At 58.9% G+C, this 16,065-nt stretch carries 17 protein-coding genes and 7 tRNA genes; 8 read left to right on the forward strand and 16 right to left on the reverse strand.

The features are described from left to right. Positions 1–39: 39 nt before the first annotated feature. Both I6L41_RS12445 and I6L41_RS12450 read left to right on the forward strand, forming a co-directional pair. A complete protein-coding gene (locus I6L41_RS12445) occupies positions 40–708 on the forward strand; it encodes a LysM-like peptidoglycan-binding domain-containing protein (RefSeq protein WP_047436096.1) in 669 nt (222 codons plus the stop codon). 274 nt (positions 709–982) lie between these two features. Further along, a complete protein-coding gene (locus tag I6L41_RS12450) occupies positions 983–1,192 on the forward strand; it encodes a cold-shock protein (RefSeq protein ID WP_005338972.1) in 210 nt (69 codons plus the stop codon). Between the two features lie 381 nt (positions 1,193–1,573). Here the strand turns inward: I6L41_RS12450 and I6L41_RS12455 are convergent. The 8 genes from I6L41_RS12455 to orn all read right to left on the reverse strand — a co-directional run bounded on the left by I6L41_RS12455 (position 1,574) and on the right by orn (position 2,996). Beyond that, positions 1,574–1,649: transfer RNA gene (locus I6L41_RS12455), tRNA-Gly, on the reverse strand. Positions 1,650–1,673: 24 nt separating this feature from the next. Continuing rightward, a tRNA-Gly gene (locus tag I6L41_RS12460) sits at positions 1,674–1,749 on the reverse strand. A 24-nt stretch (positions 1,750–1,773) separates the two neighbouring features. Beyond that, positions 1,774–1,849, reverse strand: a tRNA-Gly gene (locus tag I6L41_RS12465). Positions 1,850–1,873: 24 nt separating this feature from the next. Next, positions 1,874–1,949: transfer RNA gene (locus I6L41_RS12470), tRNA-Gly, on the reverse strand. Between the two features lie 25 nt (positions 1,950–1,974). After that, a tRNA-Gly gene (locus I6L41_RS12475) sits at positions 1,975–2,050 on the reverse strand. Positions 2,051–2,083: 33 nt separating this feature from the next. Then, positions 2,084–2,159 (reverse strand) — tRNA-Gly (locus I6L41_RS12480). Between the two features lie 37 nt (positions 2,160–2,196). Beyond that, positions 2,197–2,272: transfer RNA gene (locus I6L41_RS12485), tRNA-Gly, on the reverse strand. A gap of 178 nt (positions 2,273–2,450) precedes the next feature. Then, positions 2,451–2,996, reverse strand: coding sequence for an oligoribonuclease (orn, locus tag I6L41_RS12490; protein ID WP_216959190.1), 546 nt, complete (start codon positions 2,994–2,996; stop codon positions 2,451–2,453). 91 nt (positions 2,997–3,087) lie between these two features. Here orn and rsgA point away from each other — a divergent pair, with 91 nt between their 5' ends. The 5 genes from rsgA to I6L41_RS12515 are packed head-to-tail and all read left to right on the forward strand — an operon-like array spanning position 3,088 to position 5,935. Further along, a complete protein-coding gene (rsgA, locus tag I6L41_RS12495; RefSeq protein WP_199251967.1) occupies positions 3,088–4,122 on the forward strand; it encodes a small ribosomal subunit biogenesis GTPase RsgA in 1,035 nt (344 codons plus the stop codon). Positions 4,123–4,150: 28 nt separating this feature from the next. Further along, on the forward strand, positions 4,151–5,023 hold the full coding sequence (gene asd / locus I6L41_RS12500) for an archaetidylserine decarboxylase (RefSeq protein WP_216959192.1): 873 nt from the start codon (positions 4,151–4,153) through the stop codon (positions 5,021–5,023). Then, entirely contained in the window at positions 5,020–5,268 is a 249-nt protein-coding gene (locus I6L41_RS12505) for a VF530 family DNA-binding protein (RefSeq protein WP_204384100.1), read from the forward strand. Before asd ends, I6L41_RS12505 begins: the two co-directional genes overlap by 4 nt. 11 nt (positions 5,269–5,279) lie before the next feature. After that, on the forward strand, positions 5,280–5,543 hold the full coding sequence (locus I6L41_RS12510) for a DUF2960 domain-containing protein (RefSeq protein ID WP_216959195.1): 264 nt from the start codon (positions 5,280–5,282) through the stop codon (positions 5,541–5,543). A gap of 2 nt (positions 5,544–5,545) precedes the next feature. After that, positions 5,546–5,935 carry a hypothetical protein gene (locus I6L41_RS12515; RefSeq protein ID WP_139434872.1) on the forward strand — a complete coding sequence of 130 codons (390 nt, stop codon included), beginning with the start codon at positions 5,546–5,548 and terminating at the stop codon, positions 5,933–5,935. Between the two features lie 85 nt (positions 5,936–6,020). On the opposite strand, the gene I6L41_RS12520 is transcribed toward I6L41_RS12515, so the two are convergent. The 5 genes from I6L41_RS12520 to gpt all read right to left on the reverse strand — a co-directional run bounded on the left by I6L41_RS12520 (position 6,021) and on the right by gpt (position 10,956). Next, complete coding sequence (locus tag I6L41_RS12520) at positions 6,021–7,274, reverse strand: glutamate-5-semialdehyde dehydrogenase (protein ID WP_216959199.1); 1,254 nt, start codon at positions 7,272–7,274, stop codon at positions 6,021–6,023. A 35-nt stretch (positions 7,275–7,309) separates the two neighbouring features. Continuing rightward, on the reverse strand, positions 7,310–8,413 hold the full coding sequence (gene proB / locus I6L41_RS12525; protein ID WP_005358365.1) for a glutamate 5-kinase: 1,104 nt from the start codon (positions 8,411–8,413) through the stop codon (positions 7,310–7,312). 179 nt (positions 8,414–8,592) lie between these two features. After that, entirely contained in the window at positions 8,593–8,985 is a 393-nt protein-coding gene (crl, locus tag I6L41_RS12530; protein WP_005339003.1) for a sigma factor-binding protein Crl, read from the reverse strand. A 62-nt stretch (positions 8,986–9,047) separates the two neighbouring features. Next, the gene (gene frsA / locus I6L41_RS12535) at positions 9,048–10,316 is read right to left on the reverse strand and encodes an esterase FrsA (RefSeq protein WP_005349360.1); all 1,269 of its coding nucleotides are present in this window, start codon (positions 10,314–10,316) and stop codon (positions 9,048–9,050) included. 172 nt (positions 10,317–10,488) lie between these two features. Continuing rightward, positions 10,489–10,956 carry a xanthine phosphoribosyltransferase gene (gene gpt / locus I6L41_RS12540; protein ID WP_005339007.1) on the reverse strand — a complete coding sequence of 156 codons (468 nt, stop codon included), beginning with the start codon at positions 10,954–10,956 and terminating at the stop codon, positions 10,489–10,491. Positions 10,957–11,903: 947 nt separating this feature from the next. Here gpt and I6L41_RS12545 point away from each other — a divergent pair. Further along, positions 11,904–13,355, forward strand: coding sequence for an aminoacyl-histidine dipeptidase (locus I6L41_RS12545; RefSeq protein ID WP_216959202.1), 1,452 nt, complete (start codon positions 11,904–11,906; stop codon positions 13,353–13,355). 81 nt (positions 13,356–13,436) lie between these two features. On the opposite strand, the gene djlA is transcribed toward I6L41_RS12545, so the two are convergent. The 3 genes from djlA to I6L41_RS12560 are packed head-to-tail and all read right to left on the reverse strand — an operon-like array spanning position 13,437 to position 15,965. Continuing rightward, positions 13,437–14,270 (reverse strand): co-chaperone DjlA, encoded by an 834-nt coding sequence (gene djlA / locus I6L41_RS12550; RefSeq protein ID WP_204419552.1) that lies wholly within the window; start codon positions 14,268–14,270, stop codon positions 13,437–13,439. A gap of 19 nt (positions 14,271–14,289) precedes the next feature. Further along, positions 14,290–14,958 (reverse strand): N-acetylmuramate alpha-1-phosphate uridylyltransferase MurU, encoded by a 669-nt coding sequence (gene murU, locus I6L41_RS12555; RefSeq protein ID WP_216959205.1) that lies wholly within the window; start codon positions 14,956–14,958, stop codon positions 14,290–14,292. After that, a complete protein-coding gene (locus I6L41_RS12560) occupies positions 14,955–15,965 on the reverse strand; it encodes an aminoglycoside phosphotransferase family protein (RefSeq protein WP_216959208.1) in 1,011 nt (336 codons plus the stop codon). Before I6L41_RS12560 ends, murU begins: the two co-directional genes overlap by 4 nt. Positions 15,966–16,065 lie beyond the last annotated feature (100 nt).

A 16,065-nucleotide genomic window follows, 5' to 3' on the forward strand; every position in this document is an offset into this window, starting at 1 on the left:
TTTGCCTGATGGCAGGCAATGTAGTGAGAGGTAAATGCCGTGCCCACCCCGGACCGTCGCCCACGAGGCCATAACAGACGAGCCCAGCAGCGTCGCCAAGACGAATCACAAGGATCCCTGCTCCATCGCATCAATGCCGCGACCCTGTCCCTGCGCCAACGTTTTGGCCAAGGGATGAGCAACCTCGGCCAACGTCGCCAGGATGCCAAAGCAGGCAAATTCAAGCTGTCCAGCCCGCTGCCCCGCAAAAACACCATAGGTCTGCTGATCCTGATCCCGCTCTGGTTGCTGGTACTGGCCTGGGAGCCGGCACCATCCGCCCCCAAAGCCGCCCCTTCCGGCTCGCTGGAAGTGCCGCTGGCCGTGCCTGCTCAAGCTCTAACTGTCGGCAGTGGCGCAGCAGGCAGTGCGCCCGCGGCTGCCAAGCCGGTCGAAGAGAAGGTCAACGGTACTTGGCTGCAACACGATGTACAGGCGGGTGAGACCCTCTACTCCATCTGGCGTAAATTCGAGTTGCCGGGTGCCGAGCTGAGCCGCCTGATCGCCATCGAGGGGCCGGATCGCCCCCTGACCCGCCTGCAATCGGGCCGCTCTATCTTCATCCTGGTGGACGACACCCGACGCATCCAGCGGGTGGAGATCCGCTCCTACGGTCAGGCGGTCTACCGCTACGACCGGCAGGGCGAAGGGTTCGCCCTCAAGGAATAACAACACGGGAGGCGCTGGCCTCCCGTTTTTTTTCAGCCAAATATCTTCAAATAAGCTACTGACTTCACAATATTTTTAGCTTGTTCAAAAAACGAAAGGGGTCAAATTGACAAGGATCGGCGCTAACGTACAATCGTTTGTGCTTTAGACAGGGATTGTTCTACGTGCTACTGGGACAAAGAGACGTGGTCAGTCATGAGCCAACCCCTGCTTGCAAGGCAAATGCAGCCCAGCACGGGCTTAGTTTCATTTTGTTATTGATAGGATTTAGCACATGTCTGACATTCGCACCGGCCAGGTAAAATGGTTCAACGAAACCAAGGGTTTTGGCTTTATTGAACAATCCCAGGGTCCGGACGTATTCGTTCACTTCTCCTCCATCCAGAGCACCGGTTTCAAAACCCTGGCTGAAGGTCAAAAAGTCCAGTTCACTGTGACCCAGGGCAAAAAAGGCCCTCAGGCTGAGAACGTTACTCTGGTCTAAGCCCGCGCCAGTGAATCATGCAGGAGGAGCCAAGGCCCCTCCTCTTTTTTGCCCGCAATTCTCGCCTTCCACCACCTGTCACAACCGCTTGCCTCGTACAATCCGCACCATGAGCCCACATCCCCTTCCTGTTGGCAGGAGGTGGTAGAGACGCGCTGAGTAAACGCCAGATACGACAAAGCATCGCAGCGCGATGTGAAGGGCAATTCAAAGGGATTATGAAAACTTCGAAGAGAGATTGGAGCGGGAAACGAGACTCGAACTCGCGACCCCGACCTTGGCAAGCGCGGATCATGCTCTACCAACTGAATGTGGCTGCGATTGTATGGAGAAACTGAATTCGTGAGCTTGGGGGGAAAGATACTGAATTTGAAGAGAGATTGGAGCGGGAAACGAGACTCGAACTCGCGACCCCGACCTTGGCAAGGTCGTGCTCTACCAACTGAGCTATTCCCGCAACAGAATGTCATTTACAAGTGATTGGAGCGGGAAACGAGACTCGAACTCGCGACCCCGACCTTGGCAAGGTCGTGCTCTACCAACTGAGCTATTCCCGCAACGGAATGTCACTTACAAATGTTTGGAGCGGGAAACGAGACTCGAACTCGCGACCCCGACCTTGGCAAGGTCGTGCTCTACCAACTGAGCTATTCCCGCAACAGAATGTCATCTGCAAGTGATTGGAGCGGGAAACGAGACTCGAACTCGCGACCCCGACCTTGGCAAGGTCGTGCTCTACCAACTGAGCTATTCCCGCATCGGAATATCACTTACAAATTTTTTGGAGCGGGAAACGAGACTCGAACTCGCGACCCCGACCTTGGCAAGGTCGTGCTCTACCAACTGAGCTATTCCCGCAACAATTTGGTTGTCTTTAGGCTGGCTGATGATTGGAGCGGGAAACGAGACTCGAACTCGCGACCCCGACCTTGGCAAGGTCGTGCTCTACCAACTGAGCTATTCCCGCATCGGGCTGGTTTGCACCAGTGTCATCATCAGATTTTTGGAGCGGGAAACGAGACTCGAACTCGCGACCCCGACCTTGGCAAGGTCGTGCTCTACCAACTGAGCTATTCCCGCAACTACCTTAAAACAGGCCGTACAGCATTTGGTTGCTTGCGCTACTGTACGGGAGCCGAATTATAAGAGCAGTCATTCCAATTGCAAGGGCTTTTTTGTCTGGTTGCGCGCGTTCGCTCAAAAGCTGGCCGAACTGTCGATTTTAACAGCCAGAGTATGACAAACCCTTGCCTGGGAATCAGATCTTGAAGACGTGGCGGCGATAGAACTGCAGCTCGGCGATGGATTCGCGGATGTCGTCCAGCGCCTGATGGGTGCCGCTCTTCTTGAACTGATCCAGCAGTTCCGGCTGCCAGCGACGTACCAGCTCCTTGATGGTGCTGACGTCGACATTGCGGTAGTGGAAGAAGGCTTCCAGCTCGGCCATGTGCTTGACCATGAAGCGGCGATCCTGACCGATGCTGTTGCCGCACAGCGGGCTGGTGCGCTCCGGCACCCACTGGCGAATGAACTCGAGGGTCTCGGCAATGGCTTTCGCCTCGTCGTGCTGGCTCGCCTTGACCCGGGCCACCAGACCGCTCTTGGTATGGGTGTTGACGTTCCAGTCGTCCATCTTGGCCAGCTCTTCATCACTCTGATGAATGGCGATGACCGGCCCTTCGGCCAGTACGTTCAGATCCTTGTCGGTGACTATGGTGGCAATCTCCAGTACCACGTTCTCTTCGGGGTCAAGACCCGTCATCTCCATGTCGATCCATACCAGGTTCTGCGCGCTGACTGTCATGATTGCTCTCTCTATTGGGAGGAATGGCGGAATTTTGCCAATTTGCATGTATCATACTGGCTTTGGATCTGTTCATAAACTGGCGAATCGAGTGGCAAAGAAAGCAAAACTCAATCTGGGTCAACAAAGGCGCGTCCAGGCCAACCGCGAACGGCGGCTGCAAAAAGATCACACCACAGTGGTGGATGACACCCTGTTTGGCCCCGCCATCGAAGGGGTGGTGATCAGTCGTTTTGGTCAGCACGCAGACGTGGAAGCGGTCGATGGCACCATCCACCGCAGCAACCTGCGGCGCAGCAGCATCAGCAGTCTGGTGTGCGGCGACAAGGTGGTGTGGCGTCCCGGCCTCAATGCCGCGACAGCGGGCGTCATCGAGGCGGTGCATCCGCGCCACTCGGTACTGACCCGGCCGGACTTCTACGACGGGGTCAAACCCATCGCCGCCAACATCGACCAGATCATCATCGTCTCGGCGGTGATGCCCGAGTTCTCCACCAACATCGTCGACCGCTATCTGGTGGCCGCCGAGGATGTGGAGATCCGCCCCCTCATCGTGCTGAACAAGGTCGATATGCTCGATGATGCCGCCAGAGCGCGCATCGAAAGCCAGCTCGAAACCTACCGCAAACTCAATTACGAGGTGCTGCTGGTGAGCTGCGAGAGCGGCGAAGGGCTGGATGAACTCAAGGCAGCCCTGACCGACAAGATCAGCATCTTCGTCGGCCAGTCCGGGGTGGGCAAGTCGTCGCTCACCAACGCCCTGATGCCGGGGCTGGATGTATTGACCGGCGAGATCTCCGAAAACTCGGGGCTCGGCCAGCACACCACCACCACGGCGCGGCTCTACCACTTCCCGAGCGGTGGCGATCTCATCGACTCCCCCGGGATCCGCGAGTTCGCCCTCTGGCATCTGGAAGCCGACCGCATCACCTGGTGCTTCGTCGAATTCCGCGACTATCTGGGTGGCTGCAAGTTCCGCGACTGTACCCACAAGGACGATCCCGGCTGTGCCCTGCGCGCCGCGGTCGACGCGGGCGACATCAGCGCCGATCGCTTCCACAACTATCACCGCATCCTGGAAACCATGCAGGAAGCCCGTCACGGTCGCCAGCAAGCGCGCCTGTGACCCTAATAAACCTACGTTGATGATGAACATGAGCATTACTGACAACCTGAAAATTGCCGGTCAATACTGTCTGCCCAAGCACGCCCTCTCCCGTCTGATCGGCAAGTTTGCCGCCGCCGAAGCGGGCAACATCACCACCAAAGTGATCGAGGCCTTTATCAAGCAGTACAAGGTCGACATGAGCGAGGCGCTGCACGAGAGTCCGGCCCACTACAAGAGCTTCAACGAGTTCTTCACCCGTGAGCTCAAGCCCGGTATCCGCCCCGTGGTAGAAGATGCCATGACCCTGGCGCTGCCGGTGGATGGTACCGTCAGCCAGCTCGGTCCGATCCAGCAGGGCCGCATCATTCAGGCCAAGGGCCACGACTACAGCGCCCGCGAACTACTGGGCGGCTATGAGGATCTGGTGGCGCCGTTCAAGGATGGCGACTTTGCCACCATCTATCTGGCGCCCAAGGATTATCACCGCATCCACATGCCGCTGGACGGTGTGCTGGAGAGCATGGTGTTCGTGCCGGGGGATCTCTTCTCCGTCAACCCGCTCACCGCCGAGAACGTGCCCAACCTGTTTGCCCGCAACGAGCGGGTGGTCGCCACCTTCCGTACTCCGCACGGCCCCATGGCGCTGGTGCTGGTCGGTGCCACTATCGTGGCCAGCATCGAGACCATCTGGGCCGGCAACATTGCGCCGACCAAAGAGAAGAAGGTGGTGCGCTGGGACTACAGGGGCGACGAGGCCATTACCCTGCAAAAAGGTGCCGAGATGGGCCTGTTCAAGCTGGGCAGCACCGTGGTCTGCCTGTTTGGCCCGGGCATGCTGGCCGGTTTCGAGCCCCATCTGGCCAATGGCGTCACCACCCGTATGGGTCAGCCCTTTGCCAAGCTGGCGGAGCAGGCATGAGCGAGCAACCGAACGCCTCGCAGAAGAACAACCCGCTGCACGGGCTGACGCTGGAAGCCATCGTCACCGCGCTGGTCGAATACTACGGCTGGGAAGAGCTGGGGCAGCAGATCAATATCCGCTGCTTCACCGATAATCCCAGCATCAAGTCCAGCCTGAAGTTCTTGCGCAAGACCCCCTGGGCTCGGGAGAAGGTCGAAAGCCTCTACCTCTACGTCCAGCGCAAGCAAGCCAAATCGAAGTAAGGAAGGGCAAGATGGCCTTTAAGATTACCTACACCTATAAAAAACAGGCCAAAGAGATCGGCTACGCGAACGACAAGTTCCGCAGTATCTACGACGCCATCGCCGCTGCCGAAGGGCTGGATCTCACCAGTTTTCACGCCATGGAGGCCCAGCTGGCTCAGGTTTGTCGCCGTGACAAAAAGAGCGTGAAGGATTATCAGGAGAACTACTTCAAAGAGTTGGGATTCTCCAACATCGTCATCGAACGGGACAACCTCGAAGAGGATCAGAAGTAACCATGCGCACCTTGACTCTGATGGCCGCCTCTCTGCTGCTGGCGGCATGCAGTACACCGGAACAACATCTGGTGGGCGGCGATCGCGACAGCCACGGCTGTATCGGCAGTGCGGGCTATCAGTGGTCAGCGCTGACCGGAAAATGCGTGCGTCTGTTCGAGCAGGGCATCCGGCTCAATCCGACCGATGCCAACCAGACCAGCAGCGCGTTCGTGCTGTTCAACACCGATCAGAGCAAGGCCGAGCTGACCCTGCCCACCGGCGAGCAGCACCAGCTTGCCCGTCAGGGCATGGAAGGCAACTGGTCGTGGCAGGGCAGCGGTTACACCCTCTTCCCCTGGAAGGGCTATGTGCTCAAATCCGGTGACAAGGTGCTCTATCAGGGGGAGTAACCCGAGCCCATGATATCTTTGCGATATCCGCCAAATAAAATGCCGACCCAGTGGTCGGCATTTTTATATCTGAAACAACCGATTATCAGGCGCGACTGAGGTAATCGGCCTGCCCTACCCACTTGTAGCTGGTAAGCTCGGTCAGCCCCATGGGGCCACGGGCATGCAGCATCTGGGTCGACACCGCTACCTCCGCCCCCAAACCAAACTGGCCACCATCGGTGAAACGGGTGGAGGCGTTGACATAGACAGCCGCCGAACCGGCGCCATTGACGAAACGCTCGGCATTGGCCAGATCGTTGGTCAGGATGGCATCGGAGTGGCCGGCGTTATGCTCGCGCATATGGGCCAGCGCTTCGTTCACATCCGCCACCAACTTGACCCCCAGGGTCAGCCCGAGCCACTCGGTATCGAAATCCTCCGGCCCCGCCTCGCACAGGTTGTCAGCACCCGCCAGCAGCGTCATGGCGTTGGGCGCGGCCACCAGCGTCACCTTGCGCTCGTTCATCAGCGTCACCAGCTGCGGCAGGAAAGCCGAAGCGACTTTCTCGTGTACCAGCAGAGTATCGAGGGCATTGCAGGCGGAGGGGCGTTGCACCTTGGCGTTGTCGATGACCGCCAGAGAGCGCACCAGATCGGCACTCTCGTCGACGAAAATATGGCTGATACCGAACCCGCCGATGATGACCGGGATGGAGCTGTTCTCCTTGCACATCTTGTGCAGGCCGGCACCGCCACGGGGGATGACCATGTCCACATAGCGGTCGAGACGCAGCAACTCGCCAACCAGCGCCCGATCCGGGTTGTCGATGTACTGCACCGCCGCCTCGGGCAGACCGGAGGCCGCCAAGGCATGCTGGATCACCCGCACCAGCTCCAAATTGGAGTGGAAGGTCTCGCGCCCACCACGCAATATGCTGGCGTTGCCGGTCTTGAGGCAGAGGCTGGCGATGTCGATGGTGACATTGGGGCGCGCCTCGTAGATGACGCCGATAACCCCGATGGGCACCCGACGACGAGAGAGCCGCAGGCCATTTTCCAGCACCCGGCTATCCATTTCGGCGCCGACCGGATCATCCAGCGTGATCACCTTGCGCACATCCGCCACGATACCGGCCAGCCGGACCGGATTGAGCAGCAGGCGATCCAGCATGGCTTCTGACAAGCCCGCTTCACGGCCGGCGGCGATATCTTTCGCGTTGGCAGCGAGGATCTGTTCACTGCGCGCCTCCAGCTCATCGGCAATGGCGGCCAGCGCCCGATTCTTCTGCGCCGTGCTGATGGTAGCCAGCTGATAGGCAGCTTCACGGGCCGCCTGCCCCATTTTCTCCAGACTCATCTCGGTTCCCTTTTGTTCATGCCGTGCCGCCCTGATTAGAGCAGCACCATATCGTCTCGATGGATGGCTACTGAACCATATCCATAGCCCAGTACCTGCTCAATCTGATCCGAGTGAACGCCGCGCAGCTTCTCCAGCTCCAGATGGTCGTAACGGCAGATGCCGCGGGCCAGCTCAGCGCCCTTGGGATCAAGAATGCGCACCACATCGCCCCGAATGAAATCGCCCTTGACCGCGACGATCCCCTTGGGCAGCAGGCTGGAGCCTTTCTCCTTCATAGCGGCGACAGCCCCCTGATCCACATGTACTTCGCCGTGAGGGGGCGGGCCTGCCAGGATCCAGCTCTTGCGCCCTTCCAGCGGGGACGCCAGCGCCGGGAACAGGGTGCCAATCCGCTCGCCCTTGGCGAGACGGCCGATCACCTCCGGCATCTGGCCGGTCGCGATCACCACGTTGACGCCGGCACGACGCGCCACATCGGCGGCCTGCAGCTTGGTAGCCATGCCACCGGTGCCAAGGCCGCTGACACTGTCACCCGCCAGCGAGCGCAGGGTATCGTCGATGGTCTGCACCTCTTCAATAAGCTGGGCGTCGGGATTGGTGCGCGGATCGGCGGTAAACAGCCCCTTCTGGTCGGTTAGCAGGATCAGCAGATCGGCATCCGCCAGAATGGCGGCCCGTGCGGAGAGGTTGTCGTTGTCACCTACCTTGATCTCGGCGGTCGCCACCGCATCGTTTTCGTTGATGACCGGAATAATCCGGTGATCGAGCAGGGTGCGCATGGTGTCGCGGGCATTGAGATAGCGTTCGCGATCTTCCAGATCGGCGCGGGTCAGCAGCATCTGGCCGATATGCAGACCGTAGAGGTTGAACAGATCCTGCCATACCCGAATCAGCTGGGTCTGACCAACCGCCGCCAGCATCTGCTTGTTGGGCAGGGTTGGCGCCAGTGGCGGGTGGCCCAGATGTTCACGCCCGGCGGCGATAGCTCCTGATGTGACGACCACGACCCGGTGGCCGTGACGGTGCAAGGCCGCACACTGTCTGACCAGCTCGACCATATGGGCACGATTGAGCTGGGAAGACCCCCCTGTGAGCACGCTGGTGCCCAACTTGACAACTATGGTTCTGTTTTCCATGGGAGCATAAAGGCTAAAAAGTAAGGAATATCTTTATACCCACGGCCATGGAGCCCTGCAAGGCAATTAACGCCGGAGGGAGGTGATGTGGCAAAGGCCCGGATGATTGCGGGCGGAAGGGAAGATAGCTGACTGATGGCCCGGCAAACAGCGGGATGCTGCTCGCCGGGCATCAGGGATCAAGCGGCGGTCACGGTCAACTCATTGGTGACCTGATCCGCTGGCGCTAACTGACACTCCAGAGCCGTCAGTTTGTCGCTGATGAGCTTGTAGAAACGGTTGAGGGTCCGCTCCACTTCTACCTGGTGCTTCTTGGGGATCGGCTTGTCCAGCCACTCACCATCAGCATTGTAGAAACCGAGCTGATAGTGGTAACGGAAGTGGTGATCGTCCTGCTCCAGCACCAGCCACCAGCCCCAGAACTCCCGTTTGTCCGGCGCCGGCTTGGCGCTGACGCAGACCGACAGGCAGTCGAAACGATAACGCCCCTCTTCGCAGAGATCTTCGCGCAAATAGGGGCCAATGGCAGCAAACTGCCTCAGCAGTCGCTTGTAGGTCACTCTTTCAGACATGTTAACCTCCCTGTTAAACAAGCCACGCCACCTCGGGATGGCGTCAGTTCTTTAGCGCAATATCAGGTACACAAATGCTGTTTCAGCCACTCGACGATTTCGTCCAGTGCCTTGTCATACACCTCCAGCAAAGGCTGTTTGTCGAATACGATGGCCTTGCCGTTACGACTGGCCGCCGCCAATGCCCGTACATCCTGCTCGGGACAAATAAAATCTCGCTTGTGTCCAATACTCAATATCGGCACAGAGGTGCGAGTCCCCAGTAATCCTTGTGTTTTAAGTGAAAATACCTGGCACTTGGTACGCATGCCGTCCCACTGCGCCGCATCCGCCCCCAACCGGTTGGCCAGACTGTCCCGCATCATGCGCGGACACTTGGCAAACAGCTCCTGATTGGTAAACACCTGATTGACCCCGGCGCCGACACAGACCACGGTGCGCAGCTTGAACGGTTCGATAAAGGCCAGTCTGGCTGCGATATTGCCCGCCAGACGCATTCCCACCATGGCGATACGCTGATGATCGACCCAGGCCACTTCGGAAAGGTAATGGAGCACCGCCTGATGAAGGCGGCTGGTATCCTGCACCAACGGCCAATGCTCGGCATAGCCGACCCCGGGCATATCGAGGGAGAGCATGCCGATACCGTTGGGCTCGAGCCGTTTGAGATAGAAGTTGAGGAAATCGAGCTGCAGGGAGTCGATCCCGCCGCTGATGATCACCAGCGGCACCGGTTTTTCGGTCGTCGGCAGGTGGAGATAACCCTGAATATGCTTGCCGCGAAAAGGCACCTGGATCTCTTTGAGCGGCACCTTGAACAGGCGACCCGCCTCGCGATAGGCCATGTTGCCAAGCAGCTGGGCCTGATCCGCCAGCTCGTCATCCTTGAGATGGGGATAGCTGGCGATGGAGTAGTAGCGCACCGCCTTGAGCAGTTGCTTCAAGGCGCCAGAAGGATCACCCTTCTCGCGCAGTTCACGGCCCTGCTTGAAATAGTTGCCAGCCACCTGGCTCCACTCGTAGATCCAGTTGCCGGGCACATAGCCCTTGATGGTATCGAGATAGCAATCGTGGGTGCGCTCGCCGGTCGCCATGGCGATGCGGGCCAGGGTCTGCTCCACTTCGATGGGATCAGCCCCCTGCCAAGTCCAGGAGGGGCGACGCAGCAGGCGATACCAGCTCTTTGACATGGAGCCATCGATAAACATCTCGTCTGACTCGGCTTGCGCCAGATCAGCCGCACTGGAGTTGGAGATCTCGGATGTTTCCAATACCTTCTTGACGCGGGTAAAGAGCTGTTCGGTCAGGTTTAGGTCTTCGTTCAAGTCCAAGATAGTATCCCATTCATATCAGGCAATAGCTCATCTTAACCACTTTTACTGCCCATCAGCCACCCTGCAACAGATTGATACACAAAAAAACAGGGCTCCAAATTGGAGCCCTGTGAAACCATTATTTCCGGTTGCGACCAATGGACGCAGTGAGCGTCACATCCCGATCCCGTTACTTTTCGTCGCAGATCGGTGTGGCGAACTCCAGTGCCATATCCCACGGCTGTTCGATCCAGGTATCCTGCGGGATCGCCACTTCGAAATCATCCAGCAGCGCTTCGCCCATCGGCTTGGCGAAAATCGCGATGAACTTGGCTTTCGGGTAGAGCTCACGGATCGCCTTGGCGGTGGTGCCGGTGTCCACCAGATCTTCCACCACCAGCCAGCCTTCGCCGTCACCGGCGGTGGTGGCAGCCTTCACGACCACCAGCTCGCGCTGGCTGTCATGGTCATAGCTGGAGATGCAGAGGGTTTCCACATTACGAATGCCAAGTTCACGGGCCATCAGGGCTGCGGGCACCAGGCCACCACGGCTGACCGCGATGATACCTTTCCACTGGCTGACAGGCAGCTGACGACGGGCCAGACGGCGAGCTTCACGTTGCAGGTTGTCCCACGACACATAGAACTTTTTCGGCATGTTATCGATCTCGAATAGTTATTTAAAAACAATTACTTAAAATAACAACATCCGCAATTATCCCTGCGGATGCCAGTAAATGGCGGCCCTTGCCCGACTGAATTCAGATTGCACTTCGGCTGCCTCAGGGCTAAGCCTCGGCAGCAAATCTGATAACAATGGAAGCAAGATGGGCTTATCCGGCGATCGGTTAGATGATGTGTCCAAACCGCGGACAGGCTGTTGGGCCGATATGATAGCACCGTTTGCAGAGAAAATGCCTGGCAAACGTATGCCAAAAACAGGAAAAATCGGCATCCCCCTCTCCATTCGGCCCATCTCGAGCGCCAAACGACTAACCTGCCGTCCCTGCTGCCGAGTCCTAATGAGCTGTGCGGCAAATCGCAGATAAAAAAATAGCAGGGGGAGGATTTACCTCACGCACCTGCTGCTTTCTCGCCTCTGCCTGTTTGGGCAGCTCGTCTTAGCGACGAGTGACGAAGGGGTTAGGGTAGCTGAAACCCTGGGTATACAAAGAGGGGGCAAACCAATAGGTTGAGTTGCTGCCTGGCATATTGAAACTCCTGATTGCTTAACAAGTTACGTACCTTTAATGCGGGCTCAAATCCTTGAACGAACACTCGGTTCCATGGAGGCGCACTTGCTTTGCTTCGGTTCCCTGGAGGCTTTCATCGTCATCCTGACGGGTGGCGAACCACGGGAGCTAATTTACCAGTCGGTGCGTTAAATTCAATATTTTTGTGAGATCGGTCACACATTTTCTTTTCTATCGGTCAGCGTCGTCCGAACCTGACGATCGTACTGCCTGGTTGCCATCAGCCAGCACAAGCTGCCTGCGATTTGCGCTGATTGCTCACATTTTTGTGTGATTGACTGTATTATCGTTATCCTCTTCCCCGGCCCGCTGATGGGGCCCTGTTAATTCCGTGCTGGTAAGGAGTCCCGACGTGGCACAGCTTAGCTCTCTCTCTCCCAAACTGATTTGGCATTTCTTCGAACAGATCTGCTCCATCCCCCACCCTTCCAAACATGAAGCCAAACTGAGCGCCTGGATCATCCAATGGGCTCAAGGGGAAGGTCTGGCGGTCAAGCAGGACAAGGTCGGCAACATCATCATCAAGAAACCGGCCACCCCGGGGATGGAAAATCGCAAAGCCGTGGTACTGCAGGCCCATATCGACATGGTGCCGCAGGCCAACGCCGACACCAAACACGACTTCGCGACCGATCCCATCGATGCCTATGTCGATGGCGAGTGGGTCACTGCCCGTGGCACCACTCTGGGTGCCGACAACGGCATCGGCATGGCCGGTTGCTTGGCTGTGCTGGCTGACAAGACCATCAAGCACGGTCCGCTGGAAGTGCTGCTGACCACCGACGAAGAGACCGGCATGACCGGCGCTTTCGGTCTGGAAGCCGGCTGGCTGGAGGGCGAAATTCTGCTCAACACCGACTCCGAAGAGGATGGCGAGGTCTATATGGGCTGCGCTGGCGGTGTGGATGCCAATATCCGCTTCCCGCTCGAGCTGGTTGATGCTGCTGAAGGTGAAGCGTTCGAACTGGCAGTAAAAGGACTGCGCGGCGGTCACTCCGGTTGCGATATCCATCGCGGTCGTGGCAACGCCAACAAGCTGCTGGTGCGTCTGCTCAAAGCAGCCGAGCCGCTGGGTGTTCGTCTGGCCGAGATCCACGGCGGCACTCTGCGCAACGCCATCCCGCGCGAAGCCCGTGCCACCCTGCTGGTGCCCGCTGTCAGCGTAAACGAGTTCAAGGCGCTGGTTGACCGCTACACCGGGATCTACCAGACCGAACTGGCCGCCACCGAGCCAAACCTGACCCTGCTGGTCAACAGCGCCGCCAAACCGGCCAAGCTGATGAGCGTCTCCCTGCAGCAGCGCCTGCTGGACGCCCTGATGGCCTGCCCGAACGGCGTGATGCGCATGAGCGATGCCATGCCCGGCGTGACCGAAACCTCTACCAACCTGGGGGTCATCAAGACTCAGGATGGCGAAGTGTACGTCCAGTGCCTGATCCGCTCCCTGATCGACTCCGGCCGCGAGAGCATCGAGCAGATGACCCGCTCCCTGTTCACCCTGGCAGGCGCCAGCTGCGAATTCACCGGTGCCTACCCGGGTTGGGCGCCGAACGTGGACTCCCCCGTCATGGCGCTGGTACGCAATAGCTACCAGACCCTGTTCGGCACCATGCCCAACGTGATGGTGATCCATGCCGGTCTCGAGTGCGGTCTGTTCAAGAGCGCCTACCCGGAGTGGGACATGGTCTCCTTCGGCCCGACCATCCGCGGTGCCCACTCCCCTGACGAGAAGGTACATATCCCGGCGGTCGAGCGTTTCTGGCAACTGCTGGTGCACGTGCTGGAAGCGATTCCGGCCAAATAACCCGGCCTGCGCCACACAGTAAAACAAAGCCCCGCACTACTGCGGGGCTTTTTATTGTCTGTTCCAACCTGACGTTGGCGCTTAACGAATGCCGCGGGCCTCGCGGATCCACTCCCAGGCTTGCTGGATCTCCTGGGTCTTCTCCTTGGCCATCTCCATCATCTCCGGCGGCAGCCCTTTGGCGGCCAGCTTGTCCGGGTGATGCTTGCTCATCTCCTTGCGGTAGGCGCGCTTGATATCCTGATCGCTGTCGCTCTCGCTCACCCCCAGCAACTGATAGGCATTCTTGAGCCGATCCGCAGAGGGCGGCTCTTGGCGATACTGCTGACCACCGGAATGGCCTCCCTGATACTGGCCATGAGCCTGATTGAAGAAGTTCATCTGCGCTTCGGCCATCGCCAGAATGCGGGCCAACTCAATGCGGCTGAAACCCAGCTCGTCGGCAATGGTGTGCAGAATGGCGCGCTCGCCCTCCTCCACCCGCCCGTCGGCAAAGGCCGCCTGCAACTGCACCTCGAGGAAGAAGCGCAGGATATCGCGCTGCCCCAGACTGGCACGGCGGAACTCGGCCAGGGTCTCGCGCAGCGGGAAGTCGGCCTCCTTACCGAGACGAAACGACTCCTGCGCCCGGGCACGCTGTTCGCCCGCCAGCCGCATCCGATCCATCAGGTTGGAGGCAACCCGGATCTCCTGCTCGGTCACCTGACCGCTTGACTTGGCGATGTGACCCATCACCGAGAAGGTGGCATGGAAGAAGACGGCTTGCTGCTCTTGACTCGGGCCGCGACGAAACGCCCCCTGCAGCCCCATACCACGGTCGAAACGGTGGCCGACCCAGAGGCCAATCAGGGCGCCGATGATATTGCCGAGCAGAAAACCGAAGAAGGCGCCCAGCACCTTACCCCAAATACGCATGGTTCAAGACCTCTTGAAGTTAATGAGTGCGGGCCTGGAGCTGGTCATCCAGCTCGCGCAGACGGTCGACCGTGCCGATATCGCGCCACTCGCCAGCGAGCAGGCTGCCGCCCACCCGCCCTTGCGCCATCCAGTCACGGAGCAGGGGCGCCAGTTTGCGGGCGCCGCCCGCGAGACCGGCGAAAGCCGCTGGATCATATAGTCCGACCCCGCTGAAGGTAAACGCTGGCGTATCCATGACTCGCCCCCCTTGCAGGGCAAAGTCCCCGCTCGGGTGCTGGGGCGGATTGGGTACCAGCCAGAGGTGGGCCAGATCATCGCCAAGGGGCTGGCTGACCAGAGTGTGATAATCGAGATCGAGCCAGGTATCGCCGTTGATCACCAGAAAAGGGGCTGCGCCCAGCAGTGGTAGCGCCTGCACGATTCCGCCCGCGGTCTCCAGCGCACTCTCCTCGGCTGACCAGTGGATGGTCACGCCAAGCGCACTGCCATCACCAAGGCTATCGACCAGCTTGTGGCCAAGCCAGGCGTGGTTGATGACCAACTCGGTCACGCCGGCGGCTTTGAGTTTTTCGATGTGATGAACGATGAGCGGCTTGCCCCCCACCGCCAGCAGCGGCTTGGGCAGCAGGTCAGTCAGCGGGCGCATCCGCTCGCCACGGCCAGCGGCCAGGATCATCGCCTTCATGATTTAACTCCAGCATTGGCGATCCCCGGCAACACCACCTGCTCCAGCCACTGACCAAAACGGGCCAATACCGGATAGGCGCTACCGTGAGTGCGACAGACATCCACCACATAGCCGAGGGTACGGGGAATATCCTTGAGATAGCCGGACTTGCCGTCGCGATGATAGAGCCGGGTAAAGATTCCGGCAGCTTTGAGGTGGCGCTGCATGCCGGTCAGGTCAGCATCACGACGGAAACTGGCATAATCGAGCTCGCCAAGCAGACCCGCCTGTTGCAGGGTGGCAAAGCCGTGGCGCATCCCTTCATCGATCACCTCGTCCGGCCAACGCACGTAACAATCTTTCAGCAGGGAAACCAGATCATAAGTGAGCGGCCCGATGACCATATCCTGAAAATCGATGATGGCGAGTTCGCTGCTATCAGGAGTGCCTCCGCCGCACACCATCAGGTTGCGACTGTGGAAGTCACGGTGCATGACTCCTTGCGGCTGGGCCAGATTGCAGGCGGTGAGGCAGGCGAAGGTCTCGTCCAGCAGTTGCTGCTCTTCATGGCTCAGGCGCAGTTGCAGATGATGGCCCAGCAGCCACTCGGGGAAAATGCTGTTCTCCCGCGCCATAAAGGCGGCATCGAAGGGCTCAAGCGCCAGTTCAACCGCCCCCAGGCGGGGCAGCAAATCAATCGCCTTGCCATACCAGGCCAGCACGTTGTGCTCGTTCAGGCAGCTGATCAGCTGGGTATCGCCTAGGTCACTGACCGCCAGCAGCCCCTGTTCGTAGTCCACCGCCTTCACCTCTGGCGCCAACAGCTGACGCGCCTGCAAGGCGGCCGCGTTACGAACAAATTCATGATTTTTTTCGGTTTTCGGATTGGCATCCACCCACACAAGACCACCACCACGAGAGTAACGGCGGAAGCTGGCATCACCGGAAATGAGGGTCAACTGAAGAGTGGCATCACCGGAAATACGGCGTGCCCACTGCAATAGCAGGGAATCGCGATCGTGCATAAGTAGAGGACCAAGGTGGAAAGCAGCACTTGGCTGTTAGCCCTGGCCGCAATAATGCTTTATCATTGCCGGCTAACATAAAGCAATGACATGCAATGTC

The sequence above is a fragment of the Aeromonas sp. FDAARGOS 1411 genome, assembly GCF_019047125.1.
GTDB classification, from domain to species: Bacteria; Pseudomonadota; Gammaproteobacteria; order Enterobacterales; family Aeromonadaceae; genus Aeromonas; species Aeromonas veronii.